The organism is Diaphorobacter nitroreducens, from assembly GCF_002214645.1.
In the GTDB taxonomy this organism is placed as follows: Bacteria; Pseudomonadota; Gammaproteobacteria; order Burkholderiales; family Burkholderiaceae_C; genus Diaphorobacter; species Diaphorobacter nitroreducens.
On sequence record NZ_CP016278.1, the window covers coordinates 1,165,596 to 1,178,569 of the forward strand.

Sequence of the window (12,974 nt, forward strand, 5' to 3'; positions counted from 1 at the left end):
GGGTGCCTGCCCTCAGCGCAGCAGCGGCACGCCGGTCTTGGACTGGATGTCCTCGAAGCTCACGCCCGGCGCCAACTCCACCAGTTTCAGGCCTTCGGGGGTGACGTCCATCACGCCCAGGTCGGTGATGATGCGGTCCACCACGCCCACGCCCGTCAGCGGCAGCGTGCAGGCCGGCAGGATCTTCAGGTCGGTGGTGCCGTCCTTCTTGCGCGCCACATGCTCCATGAGCACGATCACGCGCTTGACACCGGCCACCAGGTCCATGGCGCCGCCCATGCCCTTGACCATCTTGCCGGGGATCATCCAGTTGGCCAGGTCGCCCTTCTCGCTGACCTGCATGGCGCCCAGGATGGACAGGTTGATCTTGCCGCCGCGGATCATCGCGAACGACTGGTCCGAACTGAAGATGGACGAACCGGGGATGGTGGTGACGGTCTGCTTGCCGGCGTTGATGAGGTCGGCATCCACCTTGTCCTCGGTGGGAAAGGCACCGATGCCCAGCATGCCGTTCTCCGACTGCAGCCACACCTCTTTGTCGCCGGTGAAATTGGCCACCAGCGTGGGAATGCCTATCCCTAAGTTGACGTAGAAGCCGTCTTCGAGTTCTTGCGCGGCGCGGGCCGCCATCTGGTCTTGGGTCCACGGCATGGTTCAGGCTCCTGCTTTCTCGGTGATGGTGCGCTTCTCGATGCGCTTCTCGGGGTTCGGGTTGTGCACGATGCGGTGCACGTAGATGCCGGGCAGGTGGATCTGGTCGGGGTCCAGCGCGCCGGTCTCTACCACCTCCTCCACCTCGACGATGCACAGCTTGCCCGCCATGGCGGCGGCCGGGTTGAAGTTGCGTGCCGTCAGGCGGAACTGCAGATTGCCCGACTTGTCGGCCCGCTGCGCCTTGACCAGCGAAACCTGCGGCACCAGCGAGCGTTCCATCACGTAGGTCTCGCCGTCGAACTCGCGCAGCTCCTTGCCCTCGGCCACGATGGTGCCCACGCCGGTTTTGGTGAAGAAGGCCGGGATGCCCGCGCCGCCGGCGCGCAGTTTCTCGGCCAGCGTGCCCTGCGGGGTGAACTCCAGCTCCAGCTCGCCCGCGAGGTACTGGCGCTCGAACTCCTTGTTCTCGCCCACGTAGGAGCTGATCATCTTTTTGATCTGGCGCGTCTCCAGCAGCTTGCCCAGGCCGAAGCCGTCAACGCCCGCGTTGTTGGAAATCACCGTGAGGTCCTTCACGCCGCTGGCCTGCAGCGCATCGATCAAGGCCTCTGGAATGCCGCACAGGCCGAAACCGCCAACGGCCATCAGCTGGCCATCGGCCACGACGCCCTTGAGCGCTTCGGCCGCCGAGGGGTAAAGCTTGTTCACTACAGTCTCCTGGTTTGCTGGGTGGATGCGCTACGATACTACGTAGTTTTCTAAGTAGTTTTCCCTAAAGACTTGCACCACTATGAATGTTGCCGACTACCGCTTGGCCTTCGAGATGGCACCCGTGGGCCTGGTGATTTCGCGCAACCGCACCATGGTGGATTGCAACCGTCATGTGTGCGAGATGTTCGGCGCCTCGCGCGAACTGCTCATCGGCCAGTCGTTCCAGATCCTCTACCCCAGCCCGGACGAATATGAGCGGCTGGGCGCACGCATGGCGCCCATCCTGAACGCACGCGGCCACTATGCCGACAACCGCATCATGAAGCGCGCCAACGGCGAAACCTTCTGGTGCCACGTGTCCGGTCGCGCGCTGGATCGCAACGATCCGCACGCCTCGGGCATCTGGAGCTTCGAGGACCTGAGCGCGCAGCGCCCTGTGCGCGCCGAGTTGACGGCGCGCGAACGCGAGGTGGCCGCGCGGCTGCTGGACGGCATGACCTCCAAGGAGATCGGCCGCGCGCTGGACATCAGCCACCGCACGGTGGAGATCTACCGCGCGCGGCTCATGCGCAAGTACGGCGCGTCCACGGCCGCGGACCTGGTGCAGAAGCTGCTGGCGGGATAAGTCATCAAAAAAGTGAGCTGCTGGCGCTTGCCATTCAAGCAATTCAAGGCATTTATTGCCTGAAATTCAATCGCAGCAAGCGCTGCCAGCTATGGTTTTTGAAGCCTCCGTCGCGCCGGTCAGTGCAGTTTGAGCCGCCCCGACACGCGTTGCTGCAGCAGCCGCGCCAGCGCCAGCACCGCCGTCTTGCCCAGGCCCAGGATGGCGCGGTGGTGCATCAGGTGCAGCGACATGTACATCCACTTGGCGATCAGCCCTTCCACGAAGAAGTTGCGCCCCGCCAGGCCGCCCATCAGGTTGCCCACGCCCTTGTTCTCACCCAGCGACACGAGTGAGCCGAAGTCGCGATAGACGAAGGGCTCCGCCACCTCGCGCTCGCGCAGCAGCGCCAGCAGCACGCGCGCCAGGTAGTCGGCCTGCTGGTGCGCGGCCTGCGCGCGTGCCGGCACCATGCGCCCGCCCTCCCACACGCAGGCCGCGCAGTCGCCCAGGGCCAGCACGTCAGGGGCCGAGGTGCGCAGCCGCTCGTCCACCACGAACTGGTTGAGCCGGTTCACTTCCAGGCCCAGCGCGGCGTTGGCGTCCGCGGCCTTGATGCCCGCGGCCCAGACCATCATCTCGGCCGCGATCTCTCCGCCCGAGGTGATCAGCACGCCCGGGCGCAGCTCCAGCACGCGCGTGCCCGTCATCACCCGCACCTGCTTGCGGCGCAGGGCCACGGCGGCCTGGGCGGAGATGCGCTCGGGCAGGCCGCCCAGAATGCGGTCGCCCGCCTCCACCAGCGTCACGTCCAGCCGAAAACGCTGGCTGCTGCCCAGGCTCTCCAACAGCTCTGCATGGGCTTCGAGCAACTCGGCGGACAGCTCCACACCCGTGGCGCCCGCGCCCACGATGGCGATGGACAGCGCGCGCTTGTCCGTGAACGATGCCCGCGCGCAGGCGCTCAGCCAGTCGGCATGAAAGCGCTGCGCATCGCGCACGTTTTCCAGCAGATAGGCGTGTTCGATGCCCGGCGTGCCAAAGGCGTTGGAGCCGCTGCCCAGCGCCAGCACCAGGCGCGTGAAGCTCAGCGTGCGCGCGGGCACCACCTCCTCGCCATGTGCATTGCGCTGAGGGGCCAGGGCGATGGTCTTGCGCGCGGCGTCCAGCCCGGCCAGTTCGCCCATGGTGAAGCTGAAATGGTTGCGCCGCGCGAGCACGGGGTACGACAGACCCTCCTGATGGGCGTCCAGCGTCCCGGCCGCGACTTCGTGCAGCGTGGGCTTCCAGATGTGGAACGCAAAGCGGTCCACCAGCAGCACCCGCTCACGCCCCTGTCGCGGCCCCAGCGCGCGCCCCAGGCGTGCAGCCAGTTCCAGGCCGCCGGCCCCACCCCCCACGATCACGATGTCGTAATGCATGTCAAACCTTCTTCCAGGTTACCGCTCTACAGTGTAGGCAAGCCTGCGTCTATTGCCGCGTTGCGGAAATTCAATGGGTTTGGGCTTGCCGTTTAAATAGATGGAAACAATAATTCTTCAAAACAAATAGTTCACATCTATTTAACCCGCAGCAGTCCAGAAAGGAGCTCTCCCATGACCCATCGCCTCACTACCGCCGCCGGCGCACCCGTGGCCAATAACCAGGATTCGCTGACCGCGGGCCCGCGCGGCCCCATGCTCCTGCAAGACCTGTGGCACCTGGAAAAGCTCGCCCACTTCCACCGCGAGGTGATCCCCGAGCGGCGCATGCACGCCAAGGGCTCGGGCGCCTTCGGCACTTTCACGGTGACCGGCGACATCACCCGCTACACCCGCGCCAAGGTGTTCTCGGCGATCGGCAAGCAGACCGAGTTGTTCGCGCGCTTTTCCACGGTGGCCGGCGAGCGCGGCGCGGCCGACGCCGAGCGCGACATCCGCGGCTTCGCCGTGAAGATGTACACCGAGGAAGGCAACTGGGACTTGGTGGGCAACAACACGCCAGTGTTCTTCTTCCGCGACCCTCTCAAGTTCCCCGACCTGAACAAGGCCGTGAAGCGCGACCCCTACACCAACATGCGCAGCGCCGAGAGCAACTGGGACTTCTGGACCGGCCTGCCCGAGGCGCTGCACCAGATCACCATCGTGATGAGCGACCGCGGCATTCCGCGCGGCTACCGCCACATGCACGGCTTCGGCTCGCACACCTACAGCCTCATCAACCAGGCCGGCGAGCGCCACTACGTGAAGTTCCACTGGGTCTGCCAGCAGGGCATCGAGAACCTGTCCGACCAGGAGGCCGCCGCCGTGGTCGCCCATGACCGCGAGAGCAGTCAGCGCGACCTGCTGCAAGCCATCGACCGCGGCGACTTTCCGAAGTGGAAGCTGTGCGTGCAGATCATGACGGAGGAGCAGGCGCAGACCTACCGCTTCCACCCCTTCGACCTGACCAAAGTGTGGAGCAAGAAGGACTTCCCGCTGATCGAGGTCGGCGTGATGGAGCTCAACCGCAACCCCGACAACTACTACGCCGACGTGGAGCAGGCCTCGTTCGCGCCCAGCAACCTGGTGCCCGGCATCGGCCCGTCGCCCGACCGCATGCTGCAGTCGCGCCTGTTCTCGTACGCCGACGCCGCGCGCTACCGCCTGGGTGTGAACCACCACCAGATCCCGGTGAACGCCGCGCGCTGCCCGGTCAATATCTACCACCGCGACGGCGCTATGCGTGTGGACGGCAATGCCGGACGCACCATTGCGTACGAACCCAACACCCAGGGTGCGTGGCAGGAGCAGCCCGCGTACGCCGAACCGGTGGAAAAGCTCTACGGCGACGCCAGCCGCTGGAACTACCGCGAGGACGACGATGACTACTTCACCCAGCCCGGCGACCTGTTCCGCCTGATGACGCCGGAGAAGCAGCGCCTGCTGTGCGAAAACACCGCGCGCAACATCAACGGGGTGTCGCAGCACATCATTGACCGCCACATCGCGCACTGCACCCAGGCCGACCCGGCCTACGGCGCCGGCGTGAAGGCTGCCCTCGAAGCCGTGCGCGCCGGCACGCTGTAATAAGCACCGCCGCCGCCCTGCCCTGGCCCGCACCCGGGCCAAGCATCAAAATACCGCCCAGCCCTTACCTGGCAAGCGCTGGGCGCTTCTGTTTTTGACAAGCCCGATGCCCTCCTGCACCCACCTGGCCCGCCGGCCCGTATGCCCCCGCTGCCAGCGCCCCGCCGCAGCCTGCATCTGCGCCGCCGTGCGGCCCGTGGCGCACCAAGTGCAGGTACTGATCCTCATGCACCCGCTGGAGCAGCACCAGGCCAAGGGCACGGCACGGCTGCTGCACCTGTGCCTGCCGGGCAGCCGCATCGTGGTGGGCGAGACGTTCGACCACGCTGCCTTGGTGCAGGAAATAAACGCCCCCTGGGTTGATGGCGACCGGCAGGCACCGCGCCGCGCAGTGCTGTTGTACCCGTCCACGCCGCCCGACCCGCAACACCCCATGGTGCCCGCGCCGCCGCTGCCGACCGACTGGCTGGCAGTGCCCGAACGGCTGCGCCTGGTGGTGCTGGACGGTACCTGGCGCAAGAGCCGCAGGATGCTGTGGGCCAACCCTGCGTTGCAGGCCCTGCCGCGCCTGGCCCTGCAGCAGGTACCGCCCACGCGTTACGCCGTGCGCAAGGCGCACGCGCCCCACCAGCTCAGCACGCTGGAGGCCGCGCAGTGCGCACTGCAGCAACTGGAACCCGCCAACCAGCACATCGCCGCGCTGAGCCAGGCCATGGACGCATTGATGGCGCTGCTGCGCTCGCGCGATGGCGCGGCACGCTCGGCTATGCTCGGACCAGACCTTTCATAAAAAATCAGGAGACACCCATGGCCGAGCGCTATCCCTTCCCCGACCTGAACACATTGCCCGAGGACATCCGCGCCCGCATCCTGGAGGTGCAGGAAAAGGCCGGGTTCATCCCCAACGTGTTCCTGGCGTTCGCCCGCCGCCCGGCCGAATGGCGCGCGTTCTTCGCCTACCACGATGCGCTGATGCTGAAGGAAGAAGGCAGCCTCACCAAGGGCGAGCGCGAGATGATCGTCACCACCACCAGCGCCGCCAACCAGTGCCTGTACTGCGTGGTGGCACACGGGGCCATCCTGCGCATCTACGAGAAGAAGCCGCTGGTGGCCGACCAGGTAGCGGTGAACCACCGCAAGGCCGACATTCCGCCGCGCCAGAAAGCCATGCTCGACTTCGCCATGAAGGTCTGCCAGCGCGCGCACGAGATCGAGGACGCCGACTTCGAGGCGCTGTACCCCCACGGCTTTGACGATGAAGACATCTGGGACATTGCGGCCATCACCGCGTTCTTCGGCCTGTCCAACCGCATGGCCAGCTTTGCCGGCATGCAGCCCAATCCCGAGTTCTACCTGATGGGCCGCCTGCCGCGCGAGAAGAAGGCCTGAGCGCCAAGACGCTCTTAAAACAATAGCTGCTCGCGCTTGATAGATAAGCGCTGGCGGCTGTTTTTATTTGGATGCCAACATGGCGATCCGGCAGCCGCTGAAGGCATCCAGCGGGCGCTGGTAGGAAGGCGACTGCACGTCCAGCAGGCCCAGCACGGTGTGGTAGAGGTTGTCGTGCGTCAACGGCGCATCGCCGCTGGCGCGCAGGCAGTCGGCCGCCAACCCGTCACGGCGCAGGAAGGAGGTGTCCATCCACGCCACCATGGGCACGTGCTTTTGCATGTCGGGCGCCACGCCGTAGGGCATACCGTGCAGGAACAACCCGTACTCGCCCAGCGACTCGCCATGGTCGCTCAGGTACAGCAGGGCCGTGTCGTACTTGGCGCTCTGGCCACGCAGCCAGTCGATGGTCTTGCCCAGGAAAGCATCCGTCGCGGCGATGGAGTTGTCGTAGGCGTTCACCAATTCGCCGTGGGCGCAGTCGGCCAGCACTTCCGTGCGGCATTCGGGCATGAAGCGCTTGCCTGCATCGGCCGAGCGCTTGTAGTAGGCCGGCCCATGGCTGCCCATCTGGTGCAGCACCAGCAGCACGCCGCGCTCGCGCTGCGCCGCAGGCAAGGCGGCCAGGCGCGCATCCAGGTTGTGCAGCATGGCCTCGTCGCGGCATTCGCCGCCATCGCACAACTGCTTGCGCGCATCGGCATCCAGGCCTTCGGCGGCCGATGCGTGCGGCACGCGGTCGCACACGCCCTTGCAGCCGGACTGGTTGTCCAGCCACAGCACGCCCATACCCGCGGCTTGCGCCACGTCCAGCAGGTTCTCGTAGTCGTTGTCACGCGACTCGAATGCACTCTTGCCCAGTGGCGAGAACATGCAAGGCAGCGACGCCAGCGTGCTGGTGCCGCACGAGCGCACTTCACGCCAGCTCATCACGTTGCGTTTGGTCAGTTCCGGCGTGGTGTCGCGGCCATAGCCGTTGATGCCGAAATGGTCCGCACGCGCCGTCTCGCCCACCACCAGCACGAACAGCGTGGGCCGCGCCCCGGCCGCATAGCTGGCGCCCAGCGCGGCGCCCTGGGTCATCGGCACCAGCGTGCGGTTGCGTGCGAACACCGGTCGCAGGGCCGACACGGAGGTGGAGTACAGACTGGCCAAGGGGTTCATCAGGTAGCGCAGGTGCGGGTGGTTGCGCATCAGCGGCGCCAGGTCCCGCGACATGGCCGCCACCGTGCCTGCGGCCAGGCCCAGCGCCAGCACCAGCAGCGCCAGGTTGCGGCCCACCTGGCGCAGCGGCCGCATGGCGGGAATACGCACACGCAGCAACCACCAGGAGGGAAGCGCCGCGACGGCCAGCACCGCAGCCAGCATGCGCAGGCTCAGCAGGTCGGCCACCTCGCGCGCATCCGTCTGCAGCACGTTGGCGGCCATGCTGGGGTCCATGACCACGCTGTAGGTCAGCATGTAGTACTGCGACAGCGCGGCCACCATGACCACCAGCCACCACAGCAGCTTCATGCCGCGCGTCCAGGCGGTGAATGCCAGAATGGCCACCGTGCCGCACGCCGTCAGCACGGCCAAGGCAGCCGCTGAACGCAGGTACAGGCTGGGCGCGCCGCCAATGCGCGTGATTTGCAGCCACAGCGGCCAGTTGGCCGCCAGTACCAGGTACAGCGACAGGCGCACCACCACCTGCTGCGCCGACAGCGGGGTGGCCATCCAGCCATCCAGCCGGCGCAGCGCACCACGCAAGAGGCCTTCGTCGGCAGGGCTGGAAGATGACACAAGCGGCACGGAGGCCGAGGAGGGAGAGGCAATGGAGGCGCGCGAAGACATGCCGCCATCGTGGAACCTGCCACTGAAGCCAAGCTGAAGACGCCGCTCAGGCTTCGTTCAGCTTTGTATCTGCCGCAACTCCCAGGCGCACGTGCAGCTGCGCCAGACTTTCCAACGCAAGGCCCACGGTCCAGCAGGACCAGGCGGACCACAGTGTGTGGCTCATGAAATGTGCACCGCGCATCTGCTGCGCCCAGCCCAGTGCCAGCCCGGCCATCAGAGCGCCGGGCAGCCAGAGGCGCGCTACGTTCGGCGCCGCGCGGCGCAGTACGAACCAGCCCGCTACAAAGCCAAACGCGGCCGAGGCATGCCCTGCAGGGAAGCAGTGCCCCGGCCCCAGGTCGCGCACGCCCCACACCCAGTGCGAGACGTACTGCGCCACCCCGCCGAACTCGGCCAGATCCCAGGGACAGCTGGTGGTGTTCAGGCGCTTGAACACCGAAACCGCCAGCATCCCCCCGATGACGGACAGCACCAGTTGCGCGCGCTGCGCCGGCGCCATGACGCGCAGGAATCCCCAGGGCCGCCACACCCCCACCGCCAGTGCGGCCAGCAGCGCACCGCTGGCATAGCGCGGACCCTCATGCGTCAGCAGGGCAAAGGTATGGTGGTCACGCCAGGCAAAGCCCTGCGCCCCCCCAAACAGGCGGGCCAATGGCAGATCCAGGCCCGAAGCGTCCCACAAGACGAGCAACAGGAAAAGCAACAACGTCACCGCATACAGGCGGCGCAAATTCCAGAAGGGCATGGCAAGGGATGGCGGCACAACACCGCCATGGGCAGAAAACGGCACCCCGTCAGGCTACGCCCGCGGCCTGAATGCACCATGAACACCAGACCGCCCGCAGCGCCCTACACTTTCGGCCTCACCCACCTTAGAGAAATCTGCATGCGCGTGCTGCTGGTAGAAGACGACGAAGCCCTGTCCGAGGCCGTGTGCGGCTATCTGCGCGCCAAGGCCTTCGTGGTCGATGCCGTTCCCAGCCTGGCGCAGGCCGGCGCCGCCCTGCGCGCGGCCCAGTACGCCGCGGTGCTGCTGGACCTGCACCTGGCCGACGGGGATGGCCTGAGCCTGCTGCCGCAGATCCGCGCCCTCAAGGACCGGCCCATCGTCATCGTGCTGACGGCGCGCGACCAGGTCAGCGACCGCATCGCCGGTCTGGACGCGGGAGCGGACGACTACCTCGTCAAGCCCTACGACCCCGGTGAACTGCTGGCCCGCCTGCGCGCGGTGGAACGCCGCCGCAACGCCGCCTATGTACCGGTATTGGCGCTGGGCGACCTGCAGATTGACCTGTCGCGCGAGCAGGTGCGCCGCGCCGGGGTGCCGATCGCGCTCACGCAGAAGGAATGGGCGCTGCTGCGCGTGATGGCAACCCGCCCCGAGCGCATCCACACGCGCGAAAGCCTGCAGGACGCGCTGTATGGCTTTGACGACGAGGCCGACAGCAACACGCTGGAGGTGTTCATCAGCCGGCTGCGGCGCAAGCTGGGGCGCGAACACATCGAGACCCTGCGCGGGTTGGGCTACCGCCTCGTGCACCGTCCTGACGAAGGCGCAACGGCATGAGGGCGCACCTGCGCGGGCCATTGAGCACGCAGACCCTTGCGGGGCGACTGACGCGCAGCCTGATCCTCTGGGTGGGCGGCGTGTGGCTGCTGTGCGTGCTGGGCGTGGTGTGGTACACGGACCGCGAGATCAGTTACAACTTCGACAACGAATTGGTCGAGGTCTCACACCGTTTCTTCGATATTGCCCTGGACCACCTGGACGCGGCCGGCCCGCGCGACGCGGCCGAGGGGCCGCTGGTCCTGCCCTCTCCGGGATCGTTTGCCGATGCCGACCTGCTCTACCAGATCGTCGCGCCCGACACGCGCGTGCTGGCGCGGTCGGCCGAGGCCCAGCCCGAGCAGTTCGACGTACCGCTGGCGCCGGGCTTCGAGAACACGCACGGATGGCGTGTCTACACCCTGTCGCACCCCACTCGCCCCCTCTTCATGCAGGTGGCCGACCCGCTGCACGAGCGGCGCGAGGCGGTGAACCGCACCCTGGTCGGCCTGGGCATCGTCATGGTGGCCATGCTGCCCCTGCTGGCGCTGCTGCTGCGGCGCATCGCGCGGCGCGAATTGCAGGTGCTGGACGCTCTCACGCACGAGATCAGCCTGCGCGACGGGCAGCAGCTCACCCCGATCGCCCTGCCCGGCCTGCCGCGTGAACTGCGCAGCGTGGAAGACCATGTAAACCGGTTGCTGGACCGCCTGTCCCGCGCGTTGGACGTGGAACGCGCCCTGGCCGCGAACGCTGCGCACGAACTGCGCACGCCGCTCACCGCGGCCCGCCTGCGGTTACAGACCGCGCTGGAACATGGCCTGCACCGTGACGACGTGCAGGCCGCCATCGCCGCGCTGCAAACGCTGAGCCGCCGCACCGAAAAGCTGCTGCAGCTGTCGCGCGCCGAGTCCAGTGCTCCCTATACCCGGGAGCCCGTGGACCTGGCCCATCTGGCCACCACGGTGGCGCAGGAGTTTTGGCAGGATGATCGCGCCGCCGACCGGCTGGACCTGGTGACCGCTTACGAAGGGCCCGCTCCCGTAGCGCGGGGCGATTTCGACGCGCTGGCCATTGCCCTGCGCAACCTGCTGGAGAACGCACTGAGCTATGCCGGCGACAGCGCGGTAGAACTCATTGTGGGCCCCGGCTGCGCCATCGCCGTGCGCGACCACGGCCCGGGTGTGAGCAGCGACCGCCTGCAGACCCTGCAGCAGCGCCATGTGCGCCAGAGCGCCGACCGTACGGGATATGGGCTGGGTCTGTCCATCGTCGCGACCATTGCGGCCAAGCACGATGCCCAACTACAACTCACGTCACCCCTGGCTGGCGAGACTGGCGGGTTCGAGGCGCGGCTGTTGCTGACGCCCAGGTAAGCCAACCGTTGCCCTTACGCCAGCGCCAGGCCCCGGGGGCCCGCCGGGGTGGCAAGTGCGGTGGTATCCCGGATCAGGCTTGCGGTGCCGGCAATGCGACTGCCGAGGAATCAACGCGGAAGACCCCTACGGCCTGGGCCACTTGCGCCGCCTGGCCCTGCAGCGATTGCGTCGCAGCGGTGGCCTCTTCGACGAGCGCGGCATTTTGCTGCGTCGCCTGGTCCATGTGCGCCACCGCGATATTCACCTGCTCGATGCCCGAGCTCTGTTCACGGCTTGCCGCGCTGATTTCACCCACCAGCGCGCTCACCTGGTCAACGCTGCGAATGATGTCCTGGATGGATGTGCCGGCCTTCGCCACGAGTTGGTTACCCGCCTCGACGGTATTGACCGAACGTCCGATCAAGTCCTTGATTTCCTTCGCCGCTTCGGACGAACGGCCGGCCAATGAGCGCACCTCGGAGGCCACCACGGCAAACCCCCGCCCCTGCTCGCCGGCCCGTGCCGCTTCGACCGCCGCGTTGAGCGCAAGGATGTTGGTCTGGAAGGCAATGGAGTCGATCACGCCAATGATGTCCACGATCTTGCGCGACGACGCGTCGATGGCGCGCATGGTCTGCATCACATCGTCCATCACCTGGCCGCCCTGCTGGGCCTGCTCTGCCGCCGTGCGCGCCAGCTGGTTGGCTTGATGGGCGTTGTCGGCGTTCTGACGCACCGTCGACGTCAGCTCTTCCAGGGAAGCTGCCGTTTCCTCCAGCGAACTGGCTTGCTGTTCCGTGCGCCGGGACAAGTCCAGGTTGCCTGCGGCAATCTCTGCCGACGCACCCGCGATACTGTCGGCGCCCTGGCGCACTTCGCTCACGATGGTACGCAAACGGTCGGTCATGGCTTGCAGCGCTTGCAACAGCTGGGCACCTTCGTCCCGGCCGCTGGAGTGCACGGCATGCGTGAGGTCTCCTGCGGCGACCACCTGCGTTGCTTGGACAGCGCGGGCCAACGGCGCAGTGATGCTGTGGGTAAGGATCCAGGCCACACCGATGCCCGCCACCAGGACCACCAGCCCGATGCCGCCCATCAGCCAGGAGCTTGCGGTAGCGCTGCTGTCGATGTCTTGCCCGTTGCGATCGATACTGGCCCGCTGGAAGTCGCGCAGCGCCGCCAGGCTTTCCAGATAGCCACGGGAGGCAGGAACGAACTGGCGCTCGAACAAGGTGGTCACCTGCTCTGCCTGCCCGCCCTTCTTGGCGGCGATGATGGCGTCACGGGCCTGGATGTATGCCTGACGGTGTCCGCTGAGAGTGTCAAAGAGGGCTTGCTCTTCGCTGCCGGAAATGAGCTTGACGAACTGGGCCTGCCGTTCGTTGGTTTCCTTGCTCGACGCGGCGTTCTCTGCGGCGAACAACTCCGTCAGCGAGTCGTCGCTGCTGCGCGCGACAGCAGTGGCACGTTGGATGCTGGCGCGAATCACTCCGTACCAGTCGGTCACCAGCCGTTCCTTCTGGAGCGGCACAGAAAGGATTTGCCGCGTGCTCCCGGCCACCTCCTGCAACTGCCACACCCCCACTGTGAGCATGAGCACCGCAAACAGGATGAGCAGGCCAAACCCAGCCGTCAGGCGGGTGCCGATACGAAAGTTTTCCATGTGTACCTCGGAACGTGAACGGCTGACTTACCGTCCGTGAAGCAAGCACGAGCAGGAAAAACCGCCAAATGTAAATAAATGTGACTTTATTCGGAAGTGGCTGGTAACAAGCATCTCCCGCGGAATGCCCCTGCTCTAGCTAAGTGTTTACCCTAGTGTCCCGTCC

General features: G+C 66.6%; 12 protein-coding genes. 6 read left to right on the forward strand and 6 right to left on the reverse strand.

All coding sequences use genetic code 11. From position 1 onward, the window contains the following. Window positions 1-12: 12 nt before the first annotated feature. Complete coding sequence (locus BA022_RS05445; protein ID WP_011805210.1) at window positions 13-651, reverse strand: 3-oxoacid CoA-transferase subunit B; 639 nt, start codon at window positions 649-651, stop codon at window positions 13-15. A gap of 3 nt (window positions 652-654) precedes the next feature. Further along, the gene (locus tag BA022_RS05450) at window positions 655-1,362 is read right to left on the reverse strand and encodes a CoA transferase subunit A (RefSeq protein WP_011805209.1); all 708 of its coding nucleotides are present in this window, start codon (window positions 1,360-1,362) and stop codon (window positions 655-657) included. An 82-nt stretch (window positions 1,363-1,444) separates the two neighbouring features. On the opposite strand from BA022_RS05450, the gene BA022_RS05455 reads away from it, so the two are divergent. Beyond that, window positions 1,445-1,990 (forward strand): PAS and helix-turn-helix domain-containing protein, encoded by a 546-nt coding sequence (locus tag BA022_RS05455; RefSeq protein ID WP_088886809.1) that lies wholly within the window; start codon window positions 1,445-1,447, stop codon window positions 1,988-1,990. Window positions 1,991-2,109: 119 nt separating this feature from the next. Here the strand turns inward: BA022_RS05455 and BA022_RS05460 are convergent, their stop codons facing one another. Continuing rightward, window positions 2,110-3,390 carry an NAD(P)/FAD-dependent oxidoreductase gene (locus BA022_RS05460; RefSeq protein WP_088886810.1) on the reverse strand — a complete coding sequence of 427 codons (1,281 nt, stop codon included), beginning with the start codon at window positions 3,388-3,390 and terminating at the stop codon, window positions 2,110-2,112. Between the two features lie 174 nt (window positions 3,391-3,564). Here BA022_RS05460 and BA022_RS05465 point away from each other — a divergent pair, with 174 nt between their 5' ends. The 3 genes from BA022_RS05465 (at window position 3,565) to BA022_RS05475 (ending at window position 6,405) form a co-directional block, all read left to right on the forward strand. Continuing rightward, the gene (locus BA022_RS05465) at window positions 3,565-5,016 is read left to right on the forward strand and encodes a catalase (RefSeq protein ID WP_088886811.1); all 1,452 of its coding nucleotides are present in this window, start codon (window positions 3,565-3,567) and stop codon (window positions 5,014-5,016) included. A 106-nt stretch (window positions 5,017-5,122) separates the two neighbouring features. After that, window positions 5,123-5,806 (forward strand): tRNA-uridine aminocarboxypropyltransferase, encoded by a 684-nt coding sequence (locus tag BA022_RS05470; protein WP_088886812.1) that lies wholly within the window; start codon window positions 5,123-5,125, stop codon window positions 5,804-5,806. Window positions 5,807-5,823: 17 nt separating this feature from the next. Continuing rightward, window positions 5,824-6,405: a peroxidase-related enzyme gene (locus BA022_RS05475; RefSeq protein WP_015913292.1), complete on the forward strand. Its 582-nt coding sequence runs from the start codon at window positions 5,824-5,826 to the stop codon at window positions 6,403-6,405. Between the two features lie 63 nt (window positions 6,406-6,468). On the opposite strand, the gene BA022_RS05480 is transcribed toward BA022_RS05475, so the two are convergent. Both BA022_RS05480 and BA022_RS05485 read right to left on the reverse strand, forming a co-directional pair. After that, window positions 6,469-8,238, reverse strand: coding sequence for a phosphoethanolamine transferase (locus tag BA022_RS05480; RefSeq protein ID WP_418236111.1), 1,770 nt, complete (start codon window positions 8,236-8,238; stop codon window positions 6,469-6,471). A gap of 46 nt (window positions 8,239-8,284) precedes the next feature. Next, complete coding sequence (locus BA022_RS05485; RefSeq protein ID WP_088886813.1) at window positions 8,285-8,986, reverse strand: phosphatase PAP2 family protein; 702 nt, start codon at window positions 8,984-8,986, stop codon at window positions 8,285-8,287. A gap of 141 nt (window positions 8,987-9,127) precedes the next feature. Here BA022_RS05485 and BA022_RS05490 point away from each other — a divergent pair, with 141 nt between their 5' ends. Both BA022_RS05490 and BA022_RS05495 read left to right on the forward strand, forming a co-directional pair. Further along, a complete protein-coding gene (locus BA022_RS05490; protein ID WP_011805201.1) occupies window positions 9,128-9,808 on the forward strand; it encodes a response regulator in 681 nt (226 codons plus the stop codon). Further along, the gene (locus tag BA022_RS05495) at window positions 9,805-11,163 is read left to right on the forward strand and encodes a sensor histidine kinase (RefSeq protein WP_088886814.1); all 1,359 of its coding nucleotides are present in this window, start codon (window positions 9,805-9,807) and stop codon (window positions 11,161-11,163) included. Before BA022_RS05490 ends, BA022_RS05495 begins: the two co-directional genes overlap by 4 nt. Window positions 11,164-11,236: 73 nt before the next feature. On the opposite strand, the gene BA022_RS19675 is transcribed toward BA022_RS05495, so the two are convergent. Beyond that, window positions 11,237-12,808: a methyl-accepting chemotaxis protein gene (locus tag BA022_RS19675; RefSeq protein ID WP_088886815.1), complete on the reverse strand. Its 1,572-nt coding sequence runs from the start codon at window positions 12,806-12,808 to the stop codon at window positions 11,237-11,239. Between the last annotated feature and the right edge of the window lie 166 nt (window positions 12,809-12,974).

Bases quoted from the DNA above. Each gene is read 5' to 3' on its own strand.
- BA022_RS05445 (WP_011805210.1), bottom strand. From the start codon at position 651: ATGCCGTGGACCCAAGACCAGATGGCGGCCCGCGCCGCGCAAGAACTC.
- BA022_RS05455 (WP_088886809.1), top strand. From the start codon at position 1,445: ATGAATGTTGCCGACTACCGCTTGGCCTTCGAGATGGCACCCGTGGGC.
- BA022_RS05460 (WP_088886810.1), bottom strand. From the start codon at position 3,390: ATGCATTACGACATCGTGATCGTGGGGGGTGGGGCCGGCGGCCTGGAA.
- BA022_RS05465 (WP_088886811.1), top strand. From the start codon at position 3,565: ATGACCCATCGCCTCACTACCGCCGCCGGCGCACCCGTGGCCAATAAC.
- BA022_RS05470 (WP_088886812.1), top strand. From the start codon at position 5,123: ATGCCCTCCTGCACCCACCTGGCCCGCCGGCCCGTATGCCCCCGCTGC.
- BA022_RS05475 (WP_015913292.1), top strand. From the start codon at position 5,824: ATGGCCGAGCGCTATCCCTTCCCCGACCTGAACACATTGCCCGAGGAC.
- BA022_RS05480 (WP_418236111.1), bottom strand. From the start codon at position 8,238: ATGTCTTCGCGCGCCTCCATTGCCTCTCCCTCCTCGGCCTCCGTGCCG.
- BA022_RS05485 (WP_088886813.1), bottom strand. From the start codon at position 8,986: ATGCCCTTCTGGAATTTGCGCCGCCTGTATGCGGTGACGTTGTTGCTT.
- BA022_RS05490 (WP_011805201.1), top strand. From the start codon at position 9,128: ATGCGCGTGCTGCTGGTAGAAGACGACGAAGCCCTGTCCGAGGCCGTG.
- BA022_RS05495 (WP_088886814.1), top strand. From the start codon at position 9,805: ATGAGGGCGCACCTGCGCGGGCCATTGAGCACGCAGACCCTTGCGGGG.
- BA022_RS19675 (WP_088886815.1), bottom strand. From the start codon at position 12,808: ATGGAAAACTTTCGTATCGGCACCCGCCTGACGGCTGGGTTTGGCCTG.